Below are 22,656 nucleotides of genomic sequence, written 5' to 3' on the forward strand. Positions count from 1 at the left end.
TCCTGGCACGATGACAAGGGGGAGACAGGCCCTCCCGACATACTCCCCGCCGGGTGGCGCAAGGAAGGCACGATGGACCATAGAAGAGGACAGCCGCTGGCCCGCGACGCGATGGCTTATGTGCTTGCCGGCGGACGCGGGAGCCGCCTGCACGAAATGACCGACACGCGCGCGAAGCCGGCGGTCTATTTCGGCGGCAAGAGCAGGATCATCGACTTTGCGCTGTCGAACGCGATCAATTCCGGCATCCGGCGGATCGGCGTGGCGACCCAGTATAAGGCGCACTCGCTGATCCGGCATCTTCAGCGCGGCTGGAACTTCCTGCGGCCCGAACGCAACGAAAGCTTTGACATCCTGCCCGCGTCGCAGCGGATCAGCGAATTCCAATGGTATGAGGGCACCGCCGATGCGGTGTTCCAGAACATCGACATCATCGAAAGCTACGATCCCGAATATATGGTGATCCTGGCTGGTGATCACATCTACAAGATGGATTACGAGCTGATGCTCCAGCAGCATTGCGATTCCGGCGCGGACGTGACGGTCGCCTGCCTGGAAGTGCCGCGCATGGAGGCTGTCGGCTTTGGCGTGATGCATGTGGACGAGAGTGGCCGAATTCTCGATTTCGTGGAGAAGCCGGCCGATCCCCCCGCAATGCCGGGCCGGCCGGATGTCGCGCTGGCCTCGATGGGTATCTATGTCTTTCGCACCGCGCTGCTGATCGATCAGTTGCGTCGCGACGCCGCCACGCCTGATTCGAACCGCGATTTCGGGCGGGACATCGTTCCCTGGCTCGTCAAGAACGGCAAGGCGGTGGCGCACCAGTTCACCGATTCCTGCGTTCGATCGTCGAACGAGGCGTCTGCTTATTGGCGCGACGTGGGCACGGTGGATGCCTATTGGGAAGCGAACATCGACCTTACCGATGTGGTGCCTGCGCTGGACCTTTATGATCGCACCTGGCCGATCTCGACCTATTCGGAACTGACGCCGCCGGCGAAGTTCGTCCATGACATCGATGGTCGCCGCGGCTCCGCGGTGGCGAGCCTCGTGTCGGGGGACTGCATCGTGTCGGGATCGTCCATTTACCGCTCGCTGCTGTCGACCGGCACGCGCACGCACAGCTTTGCGATGCTGGACGAGGCGGTGGTTCTCCCCTTCGTGAAGATCGGCCGCGGCGCGCGGCTGCGTAAGGTAGTGATCGATCGCGGGGTGGAGATCCCTGATGGGCTGGTGGTCGGTGATGATCCGTTGCTTGATGCCAAGCGGTTTCGCCGCACCGAAAGCGGCGTGTGCCTGATCACGAAGCCGATGATCGACCGGTTGTGAGCCGATTGTGAAGGTACTTTCTGTTGCTTCCGAAGCCTATCCGCTGGTCAAGACGGGCGGGCTTGCCGACGTGGTCGGGGCGCTGCCTGCCGCGCTGAGCGAGCAGGGCGTTCAGGTTACCACGCTTCTCCCCGGTTATCCGGCTGTCATGAAGGCGGTGTCGGGCAAGCCCGTTCATCGCTGGCGGGATCTGATGGGCGGCGGAGAGGCGCGGCTGCTGCGCGGTGAGATCGCCGGCCGCCCGCTGCTGGTGCTGGAGGCGCCCGGATTGTTCGCGCGTGAGGGCGGATTGTACGCCGCGGCTGCGGGTGCCGAATGGCCCGATAATTGGCAGCGGTTTGCCGCCTTCGGACAGGCCGCGGCGCAGATTGCCAGCGGCGCGGTGAAAGGGACGCGGTTCGATCTGCTGCATGCGCACGACTGGCAGGGTGCGATGGCGCCGGTCTATTTGCGCTATGCCGGCGCACCGGTAAAATCGGTGCTGACCGTCCACAACATCGCTTTTCAGGGACAGTTCGGCGCCGAGGTGTTCGCGCGGCTTCAGCTGCCGCCGGAGGCGTGGTCGATCGACGGGGTGGAATATTATGGCGGGGTCGGCTTCCTGAAGGCCGGCCTGGCGGCAGCGACCGCGATCACCACGGTCAGCCCGACCTATGCCCGCGAAATCTTGCGGCCGGAATTCGGCATGGGCTTGGAGGGGCTGATCGCCGGACGAGCCGCGCAGTTGACCGGCATCGTCAACGGCATTGACCCGGCCGTATGGAACCCGCGCACCGACGCGTCGCTCAGCGCGCGTTATGACGAGGCGGACCTTGCGCGGCGGGCGCAGAACAAGCGCGCGATCGAACGGCTGTTCTCGCTGGACGAGGATGAGGGGCCGCTGTTCACCGTGGTCACCCGGCTGACCTGGCAAAAGGGGATGGACGTCCTGGCCGGTGCACTCGACGCGCTGGTCGACATGGGCGGGCGGCTGGCGTTGCTCGGATCGGGCGACGAGGGGCTGGAGCAGGCGTTTTTGCTGGCCGCGTCCCGCCACCCGGGACGGATTGGCGTGCGCATCGGCTATGACGAGGCACTGTCGCATCTGTTGCAGGGCGGCGCCGATGCGATTGTCATCCCCTCGCGGTTCGAGCCGTGTGGCCTGACGCAGCTTTATGGGCTGGCCTATGGCTGCGTGCCGATCGTGGCGCGCGTCGGCGGGCTGGCCGATACCGTCATCGATGCCAACCCCGCCGCGCTGGCCGCCGGGGTGGCGACGGGCATTCAGTTCGACGATGTCTCGCATGAGGGCCTGACCTACGCGCTACGCAAGGCGGTATCATTGTATGCGCAGCCGGCGCGCTGGCGACGGATGCAGCAGCGCGGGATGGCCGCCGACTTTTCGTGGAAGACCAGCGGCGCGGCCTATGCGGCGCTTTACCGGAGCCTAGTGAACGCATGATCCAGACGGTGGCCACCACGCCTTACGGCGATCAGAAGCCCGGCACTTCGGGCCTGCGCAAGAAGGTGAAGGTATTCCAGCAGCCGCATTATGCCGAGAACTTCATCCAGTCGGTGTTCGACGTGGTGGAGGGGCGCGAGGGGGCGACGCTGATCATTGGCGGTGACGGTCGCTATCTGAATCGCGAAGTGATCGGCAAGGCAATCCGGATGGCGGCTGCCAACGGCTTTGCGCGGGTGATCGTCGGGCAGGGCGGTATCCTGTCGACCCCGGCGGCATCGCACCTGATCCGCAGCCGGCAGGCGATCGGCGGGTTGATCCTGTCGGCCAGCCACAATCCCGGTGGCCCCGACGAGGATTTCGGGATCAAATACAATGTCGCAAACGGCGGCCCGGCGCCGGAAAAGGTGACCGACGCCATCCTGGAGCGTACACGCACGATCGAGGCGTATCGGATCGTGGAGGCTCCCGATCTGGCCATCGACACGCTGGGCGAGCAGGACGTCGCTGGAATGACGGTGGAAGTCGTCGATCCGGTTGAGGCTTATGCCGATCTGATGCAGTCGCTGTTTGATTTCACCGCCATTCGCGGCGCGGAGCTCACGATGGCGTTCGACGCGATGAGTGCCGTGACCGGTCCCTATGCGAAGGAGATCCTCGAACGGCGACTAGGGTTTGAAGAAGGGACCGTGCGCAATGGCACGCCGCTGGAGGATTTCGGTGGCCATCACCCGGATCCCAATCTGGTGCACGCCCGAGCGCTGTACGACCTGATGATGAGCGCCGACGCGCCCGATTTCGGCGCCGCGTCCGATGGCGACGGCGACCGCAACCTGATCATCGGCCGCGACATCTTCATCACGCCGTCCGACAGCCTGGCGATGCTGGCCGCCAATGCGCATCTGGCCCCGGCCTATGCCGAAGGGCTGAAGGGGATCGCCCGCTCGATGCCCACCAGCGCAGCCGCCGACCGTGTCGCCGCCGCGCTGAACATCCCGGTCTATGAAACACCAACGGGGTGGAAGTTCTTCGGCAATTTGCTCGATGCCGGGATGGTGACAATCTGCGGCGAGGAAAGCGCGGGCACCGGATCCGATCACGTGCGCGAAAAGGACGGGCTGTGGGCGGTACTGCTGTGGCTCAACATCCTGGCGGCGACCGGTAAGTCGGTGAAGCAGATCGCACAGGACCATTGGGCGCGCTTCGGCCGCAATTATTATGCTCGGCACGATTATGAAGGCGTCGACAGCGATGCGGCGGCGGCCCTGATGGACGAGCTGCGCGGGAAGCTCAGCGATCTGCCCGGGCAGCAGGTTGGCGGCATGCGCATCGAGGCGGCCGACGAGTTCGCCTATGAGGATCCGACCGATGGCTCGATCAGTCGTCAGCAGGGTCTGCGAATCCTGTTCGAGGGCGGCAGCCGCGTGGTGTTCCGCCTGTCAGGCACAGGCACGAGCGGCGCCACGCTTCGCGTCTATCTGGAGCGCTATGAACCTGTCGGCGGCAAGCTGGATTGCGATACCGGCGAGATGCTGGCCGACATCGCCCGTGCTGCCGATGATATTGCCGGCATCGCTAGTCACACCGGACGGTCGCATCCCGACGTTGTGACGTGATGCGGCCGGGGGGCTGATCGTCGCCGATGCGCGAGGCGCCGGATCATTGGTTTCGTGTACGATCACCCGACGCGGCGGCCGTCTGGCTCTGCGTGTTCGACGAAGACGATCGCGAGAACCGTCACCTCATGCAGCAGGAAGGCGACGACTGGGTCGTGGAGCTGCCGGTGCCCGTCGGCACACGCTACGGCTTTCGGGCAGACGGCGGGGCGCCGTTCGACCGGTCGAAACTGCTGGTCGACCCGCGGGCTGCAGAGCTTGATCGGCCGTTCGCCTATGATCCACGGCTCGGCACGCGCGGTGAGGATACCGCGGCACTCGTGCCCAAGGCTCTGGTCACTCTGCCGCTCCCGCCGCTTGCCCACCGGCCACTGGTGTTCCGCGCCGGACAGTTGATCTACGAGATCAACGTGCGCGGCTTTACCATGCTGCACCCCGACGTTCCGGCCACGCAGCGCGGCACGGTCGCGGCGCTGGCGCATCCTTCGATCCTGGCGCACCTGACGAAGCTGGGCGTGGGAGCGGTCGAGCTGATGCCGATCGTCGCCTGGATCGATGAGCGGCATTTGCCACCCCTAGGCTTGGGGAATGCCTGGGGATACAACCCTGTAGTACCGATGGCGCTCGACCCGCGGCTATGCCCGGGTGGCATGGAGGAGCTTCGCGCGACGGTGAACGCGCTGCGCGCGCACGGGATCGGCACGATCCTCGATCTCGTTTTCAACCACACCGGCGAAAGCGATCTGCACGGGCCGACACTGTCATTTCGCGGGCTCGACGATCGTTGTTACGCCCGGGCGCCCGACGGCACGCTGATCAACGACGCGGGCACCGGGAACACGCTTGATTTTGGCTATCCACCCGTCCGCGATCTGACGCTGGACGCGCTGCGCCACTTTGTCACGCAGGCCGGGGTCGACGGATTCCGTTTTGATCTGGCGCCCGTGATTGCGCGTTCACCGGGCTTCGATCCCGGCGCGCCGATCTTTGCGGCGATTGCTTTCGATCCTGTTCTCGCTGATCGGATCATGATCGCCGAGCCTTGGGACGTTGGGCCGGGCGGCTATCAGCTTGGCCGCTTTCCGGGCGACTGGCTGGAGTGGAATGACCGGTTTCGCGATGATGTTCGACGGTTCTGGCGCGGAGACGGCTCGGCCGGGACGCTCGCTACGCGGCTGGTGGGATCAACCGACATCTTCGGCGACGATATGACACGCAGCGTCAACTTCATCGCGTCGCACGACGGATTCACGCTGCGTGACGCCGTCACCTTCAAGGAACGCCGCAACCACGCCAATGGAGAGGACAATCGCGACGGCCACCATGACGAGGTGAGCTGGAACTCCGGCGACGACGCAGCGCGCCAGCGTGACGCGAAGGCGCTGCTGGCCACGCTGTTTGCCGCGCGCGCCACCATCATGCTGACCGCGGGGGATGAATTCGGCCGCACCCAGCGCGGCAACAACAACGCCTATGCGCAGCACAACGACGTTACCTGGCTCGACTGGGCGTCGCGCGATCGTGATCTGGAGGATTATGTCGCCGGGCTATCGGCGTGGCGGCGACGCCATCCGGAACTCGCCGATCCTGCCATTCGCCACGATCTTCACTGGCATCGGCTGGATGGCGGCGCGATGCAGCCGGATGACTGGCATGAGGCCGCCGGATTCGTGATGGAGGTGCCGGATGGGGCGGGCGTCCGGATCAACCGTGACGCCCGCACCGTCGATATCACCGACTGACCGGCCGGCGTGTCACCGTCACGCTTGCGGCGTGACCAGATACTTCTCGCCGGTCGCGCGCTTGCCGTAAGCGGCGATGTTCGCCGGATCGAGCACGCCCGACAGCGGGATACGCTGGGTGTACTTGCTGGCGAAGGTGGTCTTCAGTTCGCGCGCGACGCGCTCGCGCAGCGCCTTTGCCTCTGTCGCACCGACATCTTCCAGGAAGTAGGTAAGCAGCCATCCGCCCATCCGCCAGCGCATGCCGAACCCGCGATTGAACTCGGTCGGCGCCGACGAAAGCCCGCCATAGATGTAGACCTGCTTCATCTGACGCGAGCCGTAGGGGCCATCTGCGCGCTGGGTGCGCAGCGCAGCCTGTTCCATCGCCGCCAGGATCTGCCCGGCGAGCTTGCCACCGCCGACCGCATCGAACGCGAGAAAGGCGTTGGTCGCGGCGATCGCATCGATCAGCGACGGGATGAAATTGTCAGCCGTCATGTCGACGACATGCTCGGCGCCCAGGTCGCGCAGCAGCTTGGCCTGCGCCTCGCTGCGAACGATGTTGACCAGCGGAATACCATCCGCCTTGCACAATTTGACGAGCATCTGGCCGAGGTTCGATGCTGCCGCAGTGTGGACAAGCCCCTGATACCCCTCACGCTTCAACGTGCCGACCATGCCAAGCGCGGTGAGCGGATTGACGTAGGAGGAGGCGGCTTCCTCTGCGCTGGTGCCGTCGGGCACGATCATGCACTCGCTGGCGCGTACCTTGCGATATTCGGCGTAGAAGCCACCGCCCGCGAGCGCGACCGTCTTGCCCAACAGCGCCTGCGCCGCTTCCGACGCACCGGCCGCCACCACGACCCCGGCGCCTTCGTTGCCGACCGGCAGGTCGACGCCCTTGCGCGCGGACAATGCCCGCTGGACCGGAGGGGAGAGGGGGGCCACCGCGGCATCGCCGTCGCTGGTGAACGCATCCCCCTCGGTCAACGCCAGCAGCACGCCTAGATCCGACGGGTTGATTGGCGACGCTTCGACGCGGATCACCACATCGTCGTCCGCCGGGGTCGTCATCGGTACGCTTTGCAGCGACAGGCGCACCTGGCCCTCGGGCGTTACAGTCGAAACCAGCCGGCGATATGTGTCAGGCAGATCAGTCATCCAACTTCCTCTCTTTTGCCGAACAGCTGTGCGCAACTCTGTTGCGCGTGTCGAGGGCGGTCGTGGAGAAGAACGACGGCCGGGGAGCGCTCAGCGGCGAACCCCGGCCTGATCGGACCTTGATACAGGTACGCCCGGCTGTCAGGCGAGCGTCAGTCCCTTCATGCTGCCTTCGTCACGCCACGCCTTGATCGTGTTGAAGAAGGCGACCGGTCCTTTGCCGTAGCTGGAGAAGCTGGCGGCCTTGGGGCTGAGCTGGCCTTCCCCATTGTAATAGCCGGGAGTGCATTCCTCGAGGAACTTGCGGCGATCCAGCACGGACGAGAGGATCTCGTCCGTCCACGCATTCTCCGCCTCTTCGGTCGCCTCGACGCGCGATTTCTGCGCCCGCATCGCTTCACCGATGATGTGCGCGGCATGGCCCGCCTGCTCCAGCAAGGCGTGCGGGTAATTCGCGGTGAAACCCGACTGGATCACCGAAAAGATGAACATGTTGGGGAAGCCGTTGACGGTCATCCCGTGCAGCGTCCGGCCGCCGTCAGCCCATTTCTCCTCGAGCGAGCGGCCGCCGGTGCCGTGAACGTCATAGCCGGCGCGCCGGGCATAGCTGGTGCCGACTTCGAAGCCGGTGCCGAAGATCAGGCAGTCGAGCTTGTACTCGGTGCCCGCCACGACCACGCCATCACGGGTGATCCGTTCGACCCCCTGACCCTGCGTATCGACCAGCGATACGTTGGGGCGGTTGAACGTCGCCAGATAATCGTCGTGGAAGCAAGGTCGCTTGCAGAACTGGTTGTACCACGGCTTCAGCGCGTCGGCAGTGTCCATGTCCTGCACCACTTCATCCACGCGCGCGCGGATCGATTCCATTTTCTGGAAATCTGCGAGCTGCACCAGCTCATCCGGGTTCTGCGCGCCTGACTTTGCCGCCTTCATCCGGGCGATGATGCCCAGATTGCGGATGATGTCGGTCCAGCCGTCGTTGACCAGATCCTCTTCTGCCCAGCCGCCCGAGACCAGGGTGTTGAAATTTTCCATTCGCTGCTGGTGCCATCCCGGCGTCAGCGACTGCGCCCATTGCGGGTCGGTCGGCCGATCGCCGCGCACGTCGATCGACGACGGCGTGCGCTGAAACACGAACAATTGCTTCGCGGTCGCGCCGAGATGCGGGACGCATTGCACCGCGGTCGCACCGGTACCAATGATTCCGACGACCTTGTCGCCGAGCTTGTCCAGCCCGCCATTCTGGTCGCCCCCGGTATAGTCATAGTCCCACCGACTGGTGTGGAACGTGTGCCCCTGAAACTCCTCGATGCCGGGGATGCCGGGCAGCTTCGGCCGGTGCAACGGCCCGTTCGCCATGATGACGAAGCGAGCACGGATCGCGTCACCACGATTGGTCGAGATGATCCAGCGCCGGTCCTCCTCGTTCCACGTCAGGTCAGTGACCTCCGTCTGGAACACGGCATCGCGATAAAGATCGAACCGCTCGGCGATGCGGCGCGAATAGGCGCGGATCTCAGGACCCTGGCTGTACTTGCGTTCCGGGATGAAGCCGGTTTCCTCGAGCAGCGGAAGATAGACATAGCTCTCGATATCGCAGGCCGCGCCGGGGTAGCGGTTCCAATACCAGGTGCCGCCGAACTCGCCGCCCTTTTCGATGATGCGGACGTCTGCAATCCCCGCCTCACGCAGCTTCGCGCCCGCCAGCAGCCCGCCGAAGCCGCCGCCGATCACGACCACGTCCTTCTCGTCTGTGAGCGGCGCGCGATCGAGCGGTTGTTCGATGTACGGGTCTTCGAGGTAGTGGGCGAACTTGCCTGCCATTTCGACATATTGTTCATTCGCATCGGCGCGTAGCCGCTTGTCGCGCTCGGCCAGATATTTCGCCTTCAGCGCGGCCGGATCGAAATCAAACCCGGTGTCGGGCGCAGCGTGGATCGCTTGCGACTCGAGTGTCATCTGCCTCTCCTCGTCCCATATTCTTGGAACGCATTATGACTCGGAGTGAGGCAGAGGTGTAGAGTGCAACCGAACTAAAGTTACGGAATGTTGGGGATCAGCGTTCGAGGCGCCCGTCGCCGATCGCGCTCGCCTCGAAAGTGAAGAGGGTGTCGGGATCGGGCTTGTGGACATCGTTGGCGATCGAAGCGGGTGCCAATTCGTGCAGCAGATGCTGAATAATCGCGCGGCGGGCGCGCTTCTTGTGATCCGCGCGGACGCACACCCACGGGGCGATCGGCGTGCTGGTGCGCGTCAGCATCGTATCCCGCGCGGTCGTGTACCCGTCCCACTCCTTCACCGCGACCTTGTCGAGTGCGGAGATCTTCAGCGCCTTCAGGGGATCGCTACGACGTGATTCGAGCCGCTTGGCCTGTTCGTCATGCGAGATATCCAGCCACAGTTTCACGATCCTGATGCCCGACCCAATCAGCATCGCCTCGAAACCGGGAACATCTTTCAGGAAGCGCGCCTGTTCCTCGGCGGTGGAGAAGCCGTTGACAACCTCCACGCCCGCGCGATTGTACCAGCTGCGATTGAAGATCACGAGCTCGCCGGCGGCGGGCAGATGCTCGACATAACGCTGGAAATACCATTGCGAGCGCTCTTGCGCGGTCGGCTTCGGCAGCGCGACGACGCGGGTGTGCCGCACTGCCAGGTGCCGGGTGATCTGGCGGATCGCGCCATCCTTGCCGGCGGTATCGCGGCCTTCGAGGATGACGAGGGCGCGCTCACCGGATTCGGCGGTCCATTGCTGGTAGCGGACCAACGCTACCTGGAGGTCATGATCCTCCTGCTTGTGGTCCGCTCCCATCGGGTCAGACCAACTCGACGGCGAGGGCGGTTGCCTCGCCACCACCGATGCAAAGGCTGGCGATGCCGCGCTTCTTGCCCTGGTTCTTCAGCGCCGCGACCAGTGTGGTGATGATCCGCGCGCCAGAGGCGCCGATCGGGTGACCGAGCGCGGTGGCGCCGCCGTTCACGTTGATCTTGTCGTGCGGGATGCCGAGGTCCTTCATCGCGAACATCGCGACGCAGGCGAACGCCTCGTTGATCTCGAACAGATCCACGTCGTCGATCGACCAGCCCGTCTTCTTGAGCAGCTTCTCGATCGCGCCGACCGGGGCGGTGGTGAACGCCGCCGGCTCCTGCGCATGTGCGGCGTGGGCGACGATGCGCGCCACCGGCGTCTGGCCATTCGCGCGGGCAGTGCTTTCGCGGCTCAGCACCAGCGCGGCCGCACCGTCGGAGATCGAGGAGCTGGTCGCCGCCGTGATCGTGCCGTCCTTGGCAAAGGCAGGACGAAGGGTGGGGATCTTGTCCGGCATGCCGCGGCCTGGCTGCTCGTCGGTATCGACGACCACCTCACCCTTGCGGGTGGCGACCGTCACCGGGACAATTTCGTCGGCGAAGGCGCCCGACTTGATCGCCGCCTGCGCGCGGCGCAGCGATTCGATCGAATAATCGTCCTGCGCCTGCCGCGTCAGCTGATAGCCGTTGGCCGTATCCTGCGCGAAGGTGCCCATCGCGCGGCCCGCCTCATAAGCGTCTTCGAGCCCGTCCAGGAACATGTGGTCATAGGCCGTGTCATGGCCGATCCGGGCGCCCGAGCGATGCTTCTTCAGGATGTAGGGCGCGTTGGTCATGCTCTCCATGCCGCCCGCCACGATCAGGTCGGCGGATCCGGCCGCGATCGCCTCTGCGCCCATGATCACGGTCTGCATGCCCGAACCGCACACCTTGTTCACCGTCGTTGCCTGCACCGACTTGGGAAGGCCCGCCTTGATCGCCGCCTGCCGCGCCGGTGCCTGGCCGAGACCCGCGGGCAGGACGCAGCCCATGTAGATCCGCTCCACTGCCGCGCCGTCGACACCCGCACGCTCCACTGCCGCCTTCACGGCCGTCGCCCCCAGATCGGTGGCGGAGACGTCGGCCAGTGCCCCCTGCATGCCGCCCATCGGCGTACGGGCGTAGGAGAGGATGACGACGGAATCGGTGGTCATGGAAATGAAGCTCCGGGACAAAATCGTATGCCAATCGATCTAGTGTCGATCGCAAGCGAATACAAAGGGCAAGCCAGCGCGTTGGGCGGCGATGGACAGCATGATCGATGTGTTGAAGTGGGCAGCGGCGATCAGTGGAATGATTGCCGCCTTCATGGTCTCGCTGGATCTGGGGCGGCGAGTGACCGGCTGGGGCTTCGTCCTGTTCGTCGGTTCGTCGATCTGCTGGATCAGCGGCGCCTTGCTGACCGATGACTGGGCGCTGGGCACGCAGAACATCGTGTTGTTCGGGATCAACCTGTTCGGCGTCTATCGTTATCTGATACGAAAGAAGGGTGTCTGACCCCTTCTGGCCGCTCGCGCTCGCCGCTCTGGGCGCAATCCTCGGCAGCTTTCTCGCAACCGTGGCGATCCGCTGGCCGGCTGGCCGATCGGCGCTGACCGGCCGGTCGGCGTGCGACGCCTGCGACCGGGCGTTATCGGCTGTCGATCTGATCCCGCTGATCAGCTTTGCCGCGAACCGAGGCCGCGCACGCTGCTGTGGCGCGGCGATCCCCGCGTTGCACTGGCAGGTCGAGGCCGGGTGCGCGCTTGCGGGGTTGCTCGCCGGACTTGTCGCGAGCGGGGGCGCGGCGCTGCTGATCGCATCGTTTGGTTGGTTGCTGGTGCTGGTCATCGCGCTCGATGCGACAGAATTGTGGATACCCGATCCGCTTTTGATCATCCTGGCCGCGCTTGGCATCATCGCTGCCGCCGTGCTGACGCCCGCTATGGGAGAGCGGATCATCGGCGGCATCGCCGGTTTCGGTTCCTTGTGGCTGATCGGCTTTATTTATCAGCGGCTGCGCGGCATCGAAGGGCTGGGCGGCGCCGACCCCAAATTGTTCGGCGTGATCGGGCTATGGCTCGGATGGCGGATGCTGCCGCCTGTCCTGCTGCTGGCGGCAATGGTGGGACTGGGTGTGGTCGCGTGGCGGATGATGACGGGCAGGGCCGTGGCGCGCGATGATGCGCTTCCGTTCGGGGCGTACCTCGCCGTGGCGGCTTACCCGGCACTGCTGCTCATGGTACGTCTTTCGGCATGATCGCGTTGCTCTTCGCACTGGCCATTGCCGATCCGCCCAGGACCGTATCGCCCACGAACGGCCTGCCGCTCGCGCCGCTGCCGCGCCAGGCGCTGCCGGCGCAGGGCTGTGCGGCCTTTCTCTTCACCGGCGGTCAGGCGCGTACATTGGTTGGCATGGCAAGTGCCGCGCCGGGAACCTTGCGGATCGCGCTCGACGGCCAAGTCGCCGATTACGCACGACAGAGCCAGACCGGCAGCGCCGGCTTCGGCTTCGCCACGACCACCGTGTACCAGGCGGGCAACGTCACCGCGACGCTTGAGCTAGCCGTGCAGACGCGCCGTGACCTGTCACAAGGAGCAGTGGTGGATAGCGGCACGTTGCGTATCGATCGGACCGGCCAGGATACGGTGATCCTGCCGGTCGCTGGCCTGATCGGATGCGCCGCCTGACGAACAACGACAATAAACGGGGAGAGGATAGATGAAGGACATTCTGAGCGCCCAGCGCGAAAGCTTCATGGCGGCGCTGCCTGAGCCGATCTCCGTTCGGAAGGACCGGCTCAAGCGCGCCGCCGCGATGATCCGAGACCATGCCGATCGCTTCTGCGATGCGCTGAGCGAGGATTTCGGTCACCGCAGCCGTGAACAGTCGATGGTCACCGACATCGGCGGGTCGATCAGCCCGATCAATCATGCGCTGAAGCACCTCGACAAATGGGCTAGGCCGGAGAAGCGGCCGGTCCAGTTCCCGCTCGGCCTGCTCGGCGCAAAGGCGTGGGTGGAATATCAGCCGAAGGGCGTGATCGGCGTGATCGCGCCGTGGAATTTTCCGGTGAACCTGGTGATGTCACCGCTGGCGGGGGTATTTGCCGCCGGCAACCGCGCGATGGTCAAGACCAGCGAATTCACCCCCGTGACGGCAGCCTTGTTCGAGGAGATCGTCGGCCGCTATTTCGATCCGACCGAGCTGGCCTTCGTGTCGGGCGGGCCGGAGATCGGCAAGGCTTTTGCCGAACTTCCATTCGACCATCTGCTCTTCACCGGTGCGACCGGGATCGGCCGCCATATCCTTCATGCCGCAGCCGATAATCTGACGCCCGTAACGCTCGAGCTTGGCGGCAAGTCGCCGGTCATCGTCGGCAAGGGCGCCGACGTGAAGCAGGTGAGTGAGCGCGTGGCGATGGGTAAGATGCTGAACGCCGGGCAGATCTGCCTCGCGCCGGACTATATCCTCGTCCCGTCGGATCAGGAGGGGGCCGTCGTGGAAGGGATCAAGAACGCAGCCACCGCGATGTACCCGACGCTCCTCTCCAACCCCGATTACACCAGCATCGTGAACGACCGCCATTTCCAGCGGCTCAACGAATGGGTGGAGGATGCACGCGCCAAAGGGGCGACGGTGGACGTCGTCAATCCGGCGGGCGAGGATTTCGGCAGCACCAACAGCCGCAAGATGCCGCTGCACATCGTTCGCGACGTGACCGACGACATGACGCTGATGCAGGAGGAGATCTTCGGCCCGATCCTGCCGGTCCGCCGCTATGACGGGATCGATGCCGCAATCGGTGAGGTCAATCGACGCGATCGCCCGCTGGGCCTTTACTATTTCGGCAAGGAAGAGGGCGAGCGGCGCCGTGTGCTAGACCGCACCATCTCGGGCGGCGTCACGATCGACGACGTGATTTTCCATGTGTCGATGGAGGACCTGCCATTTGGCGGCGTCGGCCCGTCCGGCATGGGATCATACCACGGCCTCGATGGCTTCCGCACGTTCAGCCATGCTAAGGCGGTTTATCAACAATCGAAGCTGGATGTGGCGAAAATTGCCGGTCTGAAGCCGCCCTATGGCGATGCGGCGCGCAAGGCGGTGGCCCGCCAGATCGGCGGATGATGGGCTTGGCGCGCGGCAAATGCCCGCGCGCCAAACCGCAAATTGGCGTTAGTGCGCTTGGGAGATTTCCTCCTTCAGCCGCAGCTTCTTTTTCTTTAAATCCGCGATGAGCATTGCATCGGGCATAGGCCGATGGGTTTCTTCACTGATGCGCTGATCCAGCGTGGCATGCTTGGCCTCCAGAGCCGAACGATGCGTGGTCTGCATACAGGAATCTCCTTGCTTTGGTTGCGGGGACAAGGAGTAGAACACGCGACGGCGCGATTGTCTCATCGGAAAAGCACGCGTCTGCGGCCGATCGCACGTGTCGTGCGATGTCACGCAGTTGTAACGAGTTTTCCCACCATCCCCCGATGACCTCTGCTACAGGGGCGTCGCCGGAGGGAGGGCGACGTGACGGACGATGGCCAGCTGATTGTGCGACTCGGCGAGCTTCGCACCGAACATCGCGATCTCGACGCAGCAATTGTGGCGCTTGGCGAGGGCGGCGTGGCCGACCAATTGCAGCTCGCCCGGCTGAAGAAACGCAAGCTGCGGCTGCGCGACGAGATCGCGCAGATAGAGGATCAGCTGATCCCCGACATTATTGCCTGACGGTAACAAGGGCGCCGGTTCCGCAATGGGACGATGCCGCCTGCATCACTCGATAACGCGCTGTCGCCCCGCAGCCTGGCCGATGTAACGTTGCCGCATGCAGGCATCACGACATGATTCCATAGTCTACCGGCGCTTGATCGACGCCCTGTACGTCGAAGCGATGGTTCTCGCCGACGATGCGCGCAGCTATTTTGACGATGGTGGGCGCGGCGATCGCGACGCGCTCGATCCGCTCACGCGGGTGACGTTCAGCTGTGAATCGCTGAAGCTGACGACTCGCTTGATGCACGTCATCGCCTGGCTGCTGACACAGCGCGCGGTGTTGTCAGGTGAACTCTGCGCCAGCGCCGCGCTCGATCCTTCGCGGCGCCTGATCCCGTCTGCCGACGATCCGATGCTCGCGGCTGCCCAATTACCGGAGAAGGCGCGGCGGCTGGTCGCGACGAGCGTCGATCTGCACCGCCGCGTGGCCCGGCTCGATGACGTGCAGGGCGCGACGGTGCCGGAGGAGAGCCCGGCCCGTCAGATGTTCCAGCGATTGTCGATGGCGTTCTGATCACCGCGGCACCGCGGAGCGCCGGCGATCTGGAACGAAGTGGTAGCGGTGGGCGCCTAGATCAGGCTACCACTCGCTCCCAATGCCCGGCTTCGAACCCGTCCACCGCCAAGGCAGCGATCCGGTCAGCCACCACCTCGGGTGGCTTCACCGATGCGGGGTCCTCCCCGGGATAGGCGCGGGCGCGCATCTTGGTCCGCGTGGCACCGGGATCGACAATGGCGGTACGAACCCGGCTGATTTCAGCCATTTCGTCGCCGTATGCGCCCAGCAACGTCTCGAACGCCGCCTTCGACGCACCATAAGCGCCCCAATAGGCGCGCGGCTTGCGGCCGACGGATGACGTGACGCCGATGACACGCGCATCCTTCGAACGGCGCAGCATTGGATCGAACGCCTGGATCAGCGCCACCTGTGCCGACACGTTCAGCGTCAGCACGTTGGCAAACTCCTTGGGGTCGATCGATGGCACCGCGGCCAGCGTTCCCAGCGTGCCGGCGTTCAGTACCATGACGTCGAGCGCCGACCAGCGTTCGCTGATCGCCACGGCGAGGCGGGCGATCGCATCATTCGCCGCCAGATCAAGCGGCGCGATGGTGGCCGAGCCGCCCGCGTCGAAGATCGTCTGTTCGACTTCCTCCAGCGCCGTGGCGGAGCGCGCGGTCAGGATCACGTGCGCGCCCTTGGCGGCCAGTGCGATGGCGGTCGCAGCACCGATCCCGCGGCTCGCGCCGGTGACGAGGGCTAGTTTGTTCTCGAGAGGCTTGGTCACGTTCATCATCCCGGATTAGTCCCGGGACGCGCTCTCCCGCAACTCCATGGTGCCGCCGCAGCGACAGATTGAAGCCGAAGGTCGGCGACGAAGGCGGTTCAGGCCACCCGTTCTTCCAGCATGGCGAACTGGTCCACCGCACCCGTATCGTCGTGATCTGTCAAAGTGGTGGGGTAATCGCCCGTGAAGCAGGCGTCGCAATAGCCAGGGCGGTACTGCGACCGCTCACTGCGACCCAGTGCCTTGTAGAGCCCGTCGATTGTCACGAACGCGAGGCTATCGGCATGGATAAACTCGCGCATCGCCTCCAGGTCGTGGGTGGCAGCGAGAAGCTTCGCGCGCTCGGGCGTATCGACGCCGTAGAAGCAGCTGTGCTTGGTCGGCGGGCTGGCGATGCGCATGTGCACTTCGGCGGCCCCCGCATCGCGCATCATCTGCACGATCTTCAGGCTGGTCGTGCCTCGAACGATCGAATCGTCGATCAGCACCACCCGCTTGCCCTTGATCAGCGCGCGATTGGCGTTGTGCTTCAACTTGACGCCGAGATGACGCACCTTGTCGCCCGGCTGGATGAAGGTGCGGCCGACATAATGCGAGCGGATGATACCCAGTTCGAACGGAATGCCGCTTTCCTGCGCATAGCCGATCGCCGCAGGTACGCCGGAATCCGGCACTGGAATGACAAGGTCGGCGTCCACCGGCGCTTCGATCGCCAGTTGCTGGCCGATGCCCTTGCGCACCGAATAGACCGAATGATCGTCGACAATAGAATCAGGGCGCGAGAAATAGACCCATTCGAAAATGCATGGGCGCGGCGCGACCGGTCCGAACGGGCGGATCGACCGCATCTCGGTACCCTGGACGATCACCAGCTCACCCGGCTCGACCGAGCGGACGAATTCGGCGCCGACCACGTCCAGCGCCACGGTTTCGCTGGCGAAGATAATCGCGTCGTTCAGCTTGCCCATGACCAGCGGGCGGATGCCCAGCGGATCGCGGCAGGCGATCATGCCCTCGGGTGTCATCACGATCAGCGCATAGGCGCCCTCGACCTGCTTCAGCGCGTCGATGAAGCGATCCATCAGCGTGCGATAGTTCGACGTGGCGACCAGGTGGATGATCGTCTCGGTATCGCTGGTCGACTGGAAGATCGATCCGCGGCGAATCAACTCACGGCGGACCTTCATCGCGTTGGAGATATTGCCGTTATGCGCCACGGCGAAGCCGCCGCTTGCCAACTCGGCGTACAGCGGCTGCACGTTGCGCAGCGCGGTTTCGCCGGTGGTGGAATAGCGCACGTGGCCGCACGCGACGCTTCCGGGCAGCGAACCGATCACGGCCTCGCTGTCGAAATTGCCAGCGACGTGACCCATCGCCTTCTTGGTGTGGAAGTTCGCGCCGTCAAAGGACGTGATGCCAGCGGCCTCCTGTCCACGGTGCTGGAGCGCATGGAGGCCAAGGGCGACAAGCGCCGCAGCGCCATCGGAGCCGGACACTCCGAAGATGCCGCACTCCTCGTGCAGATGGTCGTCGTCGAAAGGATTAGTCGTCAGCATGGCGTGGGGGCTCGCGTCGTGCGCCGTCCATATAGCGACTGTCGCGGATTTGTCATGGGGCTTGGGAGCAATCGTTGCACCTTCACGTTTTTGCGCGCGAGGAGAATGGCGATGGCAAAGAGCCACGGATCGCAGATCAAGGACGACAAGCTGTACGAGGAACTGCGCAAGCAGGGAGAATCAAAAGAGAAGGCGGCGCGCATCGCCAATGCCCGCGCCAACGGCTCGCTCGATCACCGCAGTGACCGGCTGGAGGACCGCTCAAAGGACGAACTGTACGAGGAAGCGCGCAAGATCGGCATCGAAGGCCGGTCCAAGATGAACAAGAGCGCGCTCGTCGACGCTGTTCGTAATCACAAGTAGCGACGGCAGGAGACTCGCGCCGCGGCCAGCGCGGGCTGGCAGAAAGCCACGACGCTGCGCTACAGCAGCCCGCATGACCGATCCGCGCGAACATGGCCTGACGCTTGAACCGAAATTTGACGCCGCCGGACTGATCACAGCGGTGGTCACCGCCGCCGACGGTGGTGAGGTGCTGATGGTCGCGCACATGAATGAAGCGGCACTGCAGGCCACCCGCGCGACAGGGAAGGCGACTTTCTGGTCGCGCAGCCGCCAGGCCTTGTGGGTCAAGGGGGAGACATCGGGACACTTCCTGATTGTGCGCGAGATGCGGATTGACTGCGATCAGGACGCCATCTGGGTGATAGCGGAGCCGGTCGGCCCCGCCTGCCACACTGGCGCGCGATCCTGCTTCTATCGCCGGATCGTGCCGGGCGGGTTGGAACGGGTCGACTGATGCGCAAGCCGGCGGCGCTGGCCGTGGCAGCGATCCTCGCGGGGTGCGGTCAGCAGGCGAGCGCACCAGCAGAGGCGGCCGGCGCTGGCGCGATCCTGGAGACGGCCGCGATCACACGCGGCGTTCTGGCCGATCCCGCGGTGCTGAACCCGGTCGGCGCCTTCTCCTCTGACAGCGACCGGCTGTGCGTCGTGCCTGAAGGGAACGGCTATCGTATCGGGGTAACCGTCGATTACGGCCCACAACAACGCTGCGCGGCGCGCGGGCACGCCAGCGGTAGCGGAACGCTGAAGATCGATCTGGGCGGTGAATGCCGGCTGGAGGCGAAGTTCGATGACGAGCGGATTGTGTTTCCGCCCGCGCTTCCTGCTGGGTGCAACCAATATTGCAGCGGACGCGCCACCCTGTCGGCAGTGAACGCGACGCGGCTGAGCAGTACGGCGACCGAGGCGCGCGCGATGCGAAGCGCGAAGGGTGACCCGCTGTGCGATTGACGTTCACGTAAGCGGAAGATAGAGCGGCGGCATGACGGTCGCCGGCCTCTTTGGTTCGCTCCCGCCTCGCGCGGATCGCACGCATTTCAGCATCACGGATCTCGCGTCGGAATTCGGGGTAACGGCGCGCGCCTTGCGATTCTACGAGGATGAAGGGCTGATCGCCCCCGAACGGCGGGGCACGGCGCGGATCTATTCGCATCGCGACCGAGCCCGGCTTGCCTGGATTTTGCGCGGCAAGCGCGTCGGCTTCAGTCTCGCGGAAATCCGCGAGATGATCGACCTTTATGACATCGGCGACGGGCGCAGCACGCAGCGCAACGTCACCATCGCGCGTTGTCGTGCCCGGATCGAGGCGCTGACGGCGCAGAAACGCGACATCGACGACGCCATTGCCGAACTGGACGAGTTCGTCTCCCTCCTTGAAAAACCCGATCAGAAGGACTGATCCCATGCCGCAATATACTCCGCCGGTGCGCGACACCCGCTTCGTTCTGGAGCACGTGGTTGGCCTCTCGCGCCACGCCAACGTGCCGGGCTTTGCCAATGCTACCCCGGACACCGTGGACGCCGTGCTGGAAGAAGGGGGGCGCTTCGTCGCCGAGGTGCTGTTCCCGCTGAACCAGTCGGGCGATCAGGAAGGCTGCACCCGGCATGAGGACGGTTCGGTGACAACGCCGGCCGGCTTCAAGGAGGCGTACAAGCAGTTCGTGGAATCGGGCTGGGGCACGCTGTCGGCGCCGGAGGCATTCGGCGGCCAAGGCATGCCGCACGTCATCTCCACCGCGTTCCAGGAATATATGATCTCCTCGAACATGGCGTTCGCCATGTACCCTGGCCTTGCGCACGGCGCGATCGCCGCGCTGGTGGCGAAGGGCTCCCCCGAGCAGCAGGAGAAGTACCTTCCCAAGATGGTGTCCGGCGAATGGGGCGGCACCATGAACCTGACCGAGCCGCAGTGCGGCACCGACCTTGGCCTCATCCGCACCCGCGCGGAGCCGCAGGCGGACGGGTCGTACAAGATCACCGGCACGAAGATCTTCATTTCGGCCGGCGAGCATGACCTGACCGACAACATCATCCACCTGGTCCTCGCCAAGACGCCGGGCGCACCCGACAGCTCGAAGGGGATCAGCCTCTTCGTGGTGCCCAAGGTGATGGTGAACGACGATGGTTCGCTGGGAGAGCGCAATGCCGTTTCCTGCGGTTCCATCGAGCACAAGATGGGCATCCACGGCAACGCCACCTGCGTGCTGAACTATGATGGCGCGACCGGCTGGCTCGTCGGTGAGGAGATGAAGGGCCTCGCCGCGATGTTCATCATGATGAATGCGGCGCGTCTTGGAGTTGGCCTGCAGGGCTTGGCCGTGGGCGAGACGGCGTATCAGAACGCGGTTCAATATGCCGAGGATCGCCGTCAGGGCCGCGCGCTGACCGGGGCCGCCGAGCCGGACGAGAAGGCGGACACGCTGTTCGTCCACCCGGACGTTCGCCGCATGCTGATGAACGGCAAGGCATGGTTGGAAGGCCTTCGTGCGCTCTGCCTGTGGGGCGCGCTTCAGGTCGATCTGGAGCATCATGCCGAGGACGAGGCCGCGCGGCAGGAAGCGGCCGACCTGATCGGTCTGCTGACTCCGGTGATCAAGGGCGTCGGCACCGACAAGGGCTATGCGATCGCGACCGACGCACAGCAGGTCTATGGCGGCCACGGCTACATCCAGGAATGGGGGATGGAGCAGTATGTCCGTGATGCGCGTATCGCGATGATCTACGAAGGCACCAATGGCGTGCAGGCGATGGACCTTGTTGGCCGCAAGCTGGCGATGAACGGTGGCCGCGCGATCCAACTGTTCTTCAAGATCGTGGCGCAGGAATGCGCGGGAGCCAAGAGTGGCCCCGCCGCCGACTTCGCCACCCGGCTTGAGAAGGCGCTGGGTGAGCTGCAGGCCGCGACGATGTGGTTCATGGGGAATATCTCGAACCCCAACAACATCGGCGCTGGCGCTGTACCCTACATGCACCTGCTGGGTGTCGTGTCGGTCGGCCTGATGTGGCTGCGCATGGCAGTTGCCGCCGCGGCGCTGAAAGACGCAGGCGAGGGCGACGCCGCCTTCCTCGACGCGAAACTGGTCACCGCGCGGTTCTACGCCGAGCGCGTGCTGCCGGAGGCGGGCTCGTACCGCCGCCAGATCGAGGGCGGTGCCGAGGCGCTGATGGCGCTTCCGCCTGAGATGTTCCGCGCCGCCTGATCGGAGGCTGCCCTGTTCCTGGCTCATCGCGCATGTCGCGGTGAGCCGGGGGGGAGCGGATCGTTAAACCTTGCGAGCGACCGTTATTCCACGCCGCTGCTATTGCCGATTGCTGGCGGTGCCGGTTCCGCCGCGGACTTTCGCCGGACGCCATCGAGCGGCTCGGGACCCTTGACCGGGATCTCCGCTTTGGGGACGGGCACCGCCCGCAGCATCATCCGCTTCATGCACGCGCCGCGGCTTTTGAACTCGTCGCAATTCCAAAGAACGCGCTCGAAGTTGCTGTCCCGATCACGGATGTAGCTGAACGACATGGCGTGCATCTGGTCGGCGGTCAGCGGCACGGTCGTCGCTGCGGCGGCGGGGGAGGTCCAACCCATGAAGCGGCACCGGGGGCGATCACCGCAGGCTGCCAGGGCCATCGCCGGATAGCTATCCGCCTGCGCCGGGTTCAGCCGCGTCAGGAATACCTCGCCGTCGCTGCTCAGTGGCGATGGCGTCGTACCACGATAGGGCGCGCCCGCCACCGCGAGTGCCGTACCCGCCGCCGCCGATCCCATCCGGTGAACGTCGGACACCGCCGCGAGCTTCGCTACGGGCTGCTCGCCCGGCTGCTGGCCGCGATTGAAGGCGGGACCGGTGCCCCACCACCCCGTCCAGCGGAAGAACAGATGGGTGTGAAGCTCAGCGATCTTGTCTAGGCTGGAACTCCAATAGGGCACCACCCAGTCGGTGTGATAATGCGTCGCCCAGCCGACCGGCTTGTACACACTGCCGCGCAGCGCTTTTGCGGCCACGTCTCGTGCCCGCTTCCATGCGGCGGGGGAGGGTGTGCGTGCTAGGGCGCCATCACAGGTGAAGGTGAACTGGCACCCTGTCGATCGCTCGGCTCCTTGGAACACCACGCTGCACACCGTCTTTGGAAAGGCAGGGTGCCGCAGCCGATTCAACACGACCTGCGCGACAGCGCGTTGTCCAGGCGGATCATCACCTGCCTCATAGAAGGCGGCTGCGGCGAGGCAGTCGGCGGCGCGCGAGAAATCATCCGATCCACCGACAAAGTGGAACGGCCGCGCAGGTGGGACCGGTCCTTTGGCGAAAGGCACCGCCGCATTGACGGCGCGGGCATCCTCGGGATCGATCGTGGCATATTCGACCGGCTCAACCGGTGGCGGCGGCACCTTGGGTGCGCGCATCGGTCGCGTGACCTGCGGCGTTTCCACCGCGCGTGCGGGCGGGGCTGGCACCAGTCGTACGACCACCAGCGGCAGCACGATAGCGATGCCCGCGATGAGAATCAGGATGAAGTGCAGGGGGCGAAGCGCTGGCACGGGGTCCGATCGCTATTCGGCTCTTGTCGGACGAACGGCGCCCGGGGGCCGCCGTTGCATCCAGAACGGC

The 22,656-nt window shown here is 64.9% G+C and carries 23 protein-coding genes; 15 read left to right on the plus strand and 8 right to left on the minus strand.

Going from position 1 to position 22,656, the window contains the following annotated elements; genetic code table 11:
- The first annotated feature begins 72 nt into the window (after window positions 1–72).
- The 4 genes from glgC to K0S66_RS10365 are packed head-to-tail and all read left to right on the plus strand — an operon-like array spanning window position 73 to window position 6,128.
- Window positions 73–1,329, plus strand: coding sequence for a glucose-1-phosphate adenylyltransferase (glgC, locus tag K0S66_RS10350; protein ID WP_301075298.1), 1,257 nt, complete (start codon window positions 73–75; stop codon window positions 1,327–1,329).
- Between the two features lie 7 nt (window positions 1,330–1,336).
- Window positions 1,337–2,770, plus strand: a complete 1,434-nt coding sequence (gene glgA / locus K0S66_RS10355) for a glycogen synthase GlgA (RefSeq protein ID WP_301075299.1) — start codon at window positions 1,337–1,339, stop codon at window positions 2,768–2,770.
- Window positions 2,767–4,386: an alpha-D-glucose phosphate-specific phosphoglucomutase gene (locus tag K0S66_RS10360; protein WP_301075300.1), complete on the plus strand. Its 1,620-nt coding sequence runs from the start codon at window positions 2,767–2,769 to the stop codon at window positions 4,384–4,386. Before glgA ends, K0S66_RS10360 begins: the two co-directional genes overlap by 4 nt.
- 26 nt (window positions 4,387–4,412) lie before the next feature.
- A complete protein-coding gene (locus K0S66_RS10365; protein WP_301075301.1) occupies window positions 4,413–6,128 on the plus strand; it encodes a glycogen debranching enzyme in 1,716 nt (571 codons plus the stop codon).
- An 18-nt stretch (window positions 6,129–6,146) separates the two neighbouring features.
- On the opposite strand, the gene K0S66_RS10370 is transcribed toward K0S66_RS10365, so the two are convergent.
- From K0S66_RS10370 to K0S66_RS10385, 4 genes are all read right to left on the minus strand, one after another.
- On the minus strand, window positions 6,147–7,271 hold the full coding sequence (locus tag K0S66_RS10370) for a zinc-binding dehydrogenase (RefSeq protein WP_301075302.1): 1,125 nt from the start codon (window positions 7,269–7,271) through the stop codon (window positions 6,147–6,149).
- Window positions 7,272–7,412: 141 nt separating this feature from the next.
- On the minus strand, window positions 7,413–9,233 hold the full coding sequence (locus tag K0S66_RS10375; protein ID WP_301075303.1) for an NAD(P)/FAD-dependent oxidoreductase: 1,821 nt from the start codon (window positions 9,231–9,233) through the stop codon (window positions 7,413–7,415).
- Window positions 9,234–9,330: 97 nt separating this feature from the next.
- Complete coding sequence (gene ppk2 / locus K0S66_RS10380; RefSeq protein ID WP_301075304.1) at window positions 9,331–10,086, minus strand: polyphosphate kinase 2; 756 nt, start codon at window positions 10,084–10,086, stop codon at window positions 9,331–9,333.
- A 4-nt stretch (window positions 10,087–10,090) separates the two neighbouring features.
- Complete coding sequence (locus K0S66_RS10385) at window positions 10,091–11,275, minus strand: acetyl-CoA C-acyltransferase (RefSeq protein WP_301075305.1); 1,185 nt, start codon at window positions 11,273–11,275, stop codon at window positions 10,091–10,093.
- A gap of 100 nt (window positions 11,276–11,375) precedes the next feature.
- Between K0S66_RS10385 and K0S66_RS10390 the strand changes: the two genes are divergently transcribed.
- The 4 genes from K0S66_RS10390 to K0S66_RS10405 are packed head-to-tail and all read left to right on the plus strand — an operon-like array spanning window position 11,376 to window position 14,232.
- Complete coding sequence (locus K0S66_RS10390; protein WP_301075306.1) at window positions 11,376–11,618, plus strand: hypothetical protein; 243 nt, start codon at window positions 11,376–11,378, stop codon at window positions 11,616–11,618.
- Entirely contained in the window at window positions 11,611–12,360 is a 750-nt protein-coding gene (locus K0S66_RS10395; RefSeq protein ID WP_301075307.1) for an A24 family peptidase, read from the plus strand. Before K0S66_RS10390 ends, K0S66_RS10395 begins: the two co-directional genes overlap by 8 nt.
- Window positions 12,357–12,791, plus strand: coding sequence for a hypothetical protein (locus K0S66_RS10400; protein ID WP_301075309.1), 435 nt, complete (start codon window positions 12,357–12,359; stop codon window positions 12,789–12,791). The genes K0S66_RS10395 and K0S66_RS10400 overlap by 4 nt, the downstream gene beginning before the upstream one ends.
- 31 nt (window positions 12,792–12,822) lie before the next feature.
- Entirely contained in the window at window positions 12,823–14,232 is a 1,410-nt protein-coding gene (locus K0S66_RS10405) for a coniferyl aldehyde dehydrogenase (RefSeq protein ID WP_301075310.1), read from the plus strand.
- Window positions 14,233–14,280: 48 nt separating this feature from the next.
- Here K0S66_RS10405 and K0S66_RS10410 read toward each other — a convergent pair whose 3' ends face one another.
- Window positions 14,281–14,439 carry a DUF465 domain-containing protein gene (locus K0S66_RS10410; protein WP_301075311.1) on the minus strand — a complete coding sequence of 53 codons (159 nt, stop codon included), beginning with the start codon at window positions 14,437–14,439 and terminating at the stop codon, window positions 14,281–14,283.
- Between the two features lie 207 nt (window positions 14,440–14,646).
- Here K0S66_RS10410 and K0S66_RS10415 point away from each other — a divergent pair, with 207 nt between their 5' ends.
- Both K0S66_RS10415 and K0S66_RS10420 read left to right on the plus strand, forming a co-directional pair.
- The gene (locus tag K0S66_RS10415; protein ID WP_301075401.1) at window positions 14,647–14,826 is read left to right on the plus strand and encodes a DUF465 domain-containing protein; all 180 of its coding nucleotides are present in this window, start codon (window positions 14,647–14,649) and stop codon (window positions 14,824–14,826) included.
- A 136-nt stretch (window positions 14,827–14,962) separates the two neighbouring features.
- A complete protein-coding gene (locus K0S66_RS10420) occupies window positions 14,963–15,385 on the plus strand; it encodes a DUF1465 family protein (protein ID WP_366520813.1) in 423 nt (140 codons plus the stop codon).
- A 61-nt stretch (window positions 15,386–15,446) separates the two neighbouring features.
- Here K0S66_RS10420 and K0S66_RS10425 read toward each other — a convergent pair whose 3' ends face one another.
- Together K0S66_RS10425 and purF are read right to left on the minus strand one after the other, a co-directional pair.
- Window positions 15,447–16,166 (minus strand): SDR family NAD(P)-dependent oxidoreductase, encoded by a 720-nt coding sequence (locus K0S66_RS10425; protein ID WP_301075313.1) that lies wholly within the window; start codon window positions 16,164–16,166, stop codon window positions 15,447–15,449.
- 89 nt (window positions 16,167–16,255) lie between these two features.
- Complete coding sequence (gene purF, locus K0S66_RS10430; RefSeq protein WP_301075314.1) at window positions 16,256–17,713, minus strand: amidophosphoribosyltransferase; 1,458 nt, start codon at window positions 17,711–17,713, stop codon at window positions 16,256–16,258.
- Window positions 17,714–17,824: 111 nt separating this feature from the next.
- Between purF and K0S66_RS10435 the strand changes: the two genes are divergently transcribed.
- From K0S66_RS10435 to K0S66_RS10455, 5 genes are all read left to right on the plus strand, one after another.
- On the plus strand, window positions 17,825–18,076 hold the full coding sequence (locus tag K0S66_RS10435) for a Rho termination factor (RefSeq protein WP_301075315.1): 252 nt from the start codon (window positions 17,825–17,827) through the stop codon (window positions 18,074–18,076).
- A gap of 73 nt (window positions 18,077–18,149) precedes the next feature.
- Window positions 18,150–18,512 (plus strand): phosphoribosyl-AMP cyclohydrolase, encoded by a 363-nt coding sequence (gene hisI / locus K0S66_RS10440; protein WP_301075316.1) that lies wholly within the window; start codon window positions 18,150–18,152, stop codon window positions 18,510–18,512.
- A complete protein-coding gene (locus tag K0S66_RS10445; RefSeq protein WP_301075317.1) occupies window positions 18,512–19,006 on the plus strand; it encodes a hypothetical protein in 495 nt (164 codons plus the stop codon). Before hisI ends, K0S66_RS10445 begins: the two co-directional genes overlap by 1 nt.
- A 31-nt stretch (window positions 19,007–19,037) precedes the next feature.
- Window positions 19,038–19,454, plus strand: a complete 417-nt coding sequence (locus K0S66_RS10450; protein WP_301075318.1) for a MerR family DNA-binding transcriptional regulator — start codon at window positions 19,038–19,040, stop codon at window positions 19,452–19,454.
- Window positions 19,455–19,458: 4 nt separating this feature from the next.
- A complete protein-coding gene (locus tag K0S66_RS10455) occupies window positions 19,459–21,255 on the plus strand; it encodes an acyl-CoA dehydrogenase C-terminal domain-containing protein (protein WP_301075319.1) in 1,797 nt (598 codons plus the stop codon).
- Between the two features lie 83 nt (window positions 21,256–21,338).
- Here K0S66_RS10455 and K0S66_RS10460 read toward each other — a convergent pair whose 3' ends face one another.
- A complete protein-coding gene (locus tag K0S66_RS10460) occupies window positions 21,339–22,586 on the minus strand; it encodes a cell wall hydrolase (RefSeq protein WP_301075320.1) in 1,248 nt (415 codons plus the stop codon).
- Between the last annotated feature and the right edge of the window lie 70 nt (window positions 22,587–22,656).

Origin of the sequence: Sphingomonas sp. (assembly GCF_029239295.1) — a bacterium.
Taxonomy (GTDB): domain Bacteria; phylum Pseudomonadota; class Alphaproteobacteria; order Sphingomonadales; family Sphingomonadaceae; genus Sphingomonas.

Bases quoted from the DNA above. Each gene is read 5' to 3' on its own strand.
- glgC (WP_301075298.1), top strand. From the start codon at position 73: ATGGACCATAGAAGAGGACAGCCGCTGGCCCGCGACGCGATGGCTTAT.
- K0S66_RS10360 (WP_301075300.1), top strand. From the start codon at position 2,767: ATGATCCAGACGGTGGCCACCACGCCTTACGGCGATCAGAAGCCCGGC.
- K0S66_RS10365 (WP_301075301.1), top strand. From the start codon at position 4,413: ATGCGCGAGGCGCCGGATCATTGGTTTCGTGTACGATCACCCGACGCG.
- K0S66_RS10370 (WP_301075302.1), bottom strand. From the start codon at position 7,271: ATGACTGATCTGCCTGACACATATCGCCGGCTGGTTTCGACTGTAACG.
- K0S66_RS10375 (WP_301075303.1), bottom strand. From the start codon at position 9,233: ATGACACTCGAGTCGCAAGCGATCCACGCTGCGCCCGACACCGGGTTT.
- ppk2 (WP_301075304.1), bottom strand. From the start codon at position 10,086: ATGGGAGCGGACCACAAGCAGGAGGATCATGACCTCCAGGTAGCGTTG.
- K0S66_RS10385 (WP_301075305.1), bottom strand. From the start codon at position 11,275: ATGACCACCGATTCCGTCGTCATCCTCTCCTACGCCCGTACGCCGATG.
- K0S66_RS10390 (WP_301075306.1), top strand. From the start codon at position 11,376: ATGATCGATGTGTTGAAGTGGGCAGCGGCGATCAGTGGAATGATTGCC.
- K0S66_RS10400 (WP_301075309.1), top strand. From the start codon at position 12,357: ATGATCGCGTTGCTCTTCGCACTGGCCATTGCCGATCCGCCCAGGACC.
- K0S66_RS10405 (WP_301075310.1), top strand. From the start codon at position 12,823: ATGAAGGACATTCTGAGCGCCCAGCGCGAAAGCTTCATGGCGGCGCTG.
- K0S66_RS10410 (WP_301075311.1), bottom strand. From the start codon at position 14,439: ATGCAGACCACGCATCGTTCGGCTCTGGAGGCCAAGCATGCCACGCTG.
- K0S66_RS10425 (WP_301075313.1), bottom strand. From the start codon at position 16,166: ATGATGAACGTGACCAAGCCTCTCGAGAACAAACTAGCCCTCGTCACC.
- purF (WP_301075314.1), bottom strand. From the start codon at position 17,713: ATGCTGACGACTAATCCTTTCGACGACGACCATCTGCACGAGGAGTGC.
- K0S66_RS10435 (WP_301075315.1), top strand. From the start codon at position 17,825: ATGGCAAAGAGCCACGGATCGCAGATCAAGGACGACAAGCTGTACGAG.
- hisI (WP_301075316.1), top strand. From the start codon at position 18,150: ATGACCGATCCGCGCGAACATGGCCTGACGCTTGAACCGAAATTTGAC.
- K0S66_RS10445 (WP_301075317.1), top strand. From the start codon at position 18,512: ATGCGCAAGCCGGCGGCGCTGGCCGTGGCAGCGATCCTCGCGGGGTGC.
- K0S66_RS10450 (WP_301075318.1), top strand. From the start codon at position 19,038: ATGACGGTCGCCGGCCTCTTTGGTTCGCTCCCGCCTCGCGCGGATCGC.
- K0S66_RS10455 (WP_301075319.1), top strand. From the start codon at position 19,459: ATGCCGCAATATACTCCGCCGGTGCGCGACACCCGCTTCGTTCTGGAG.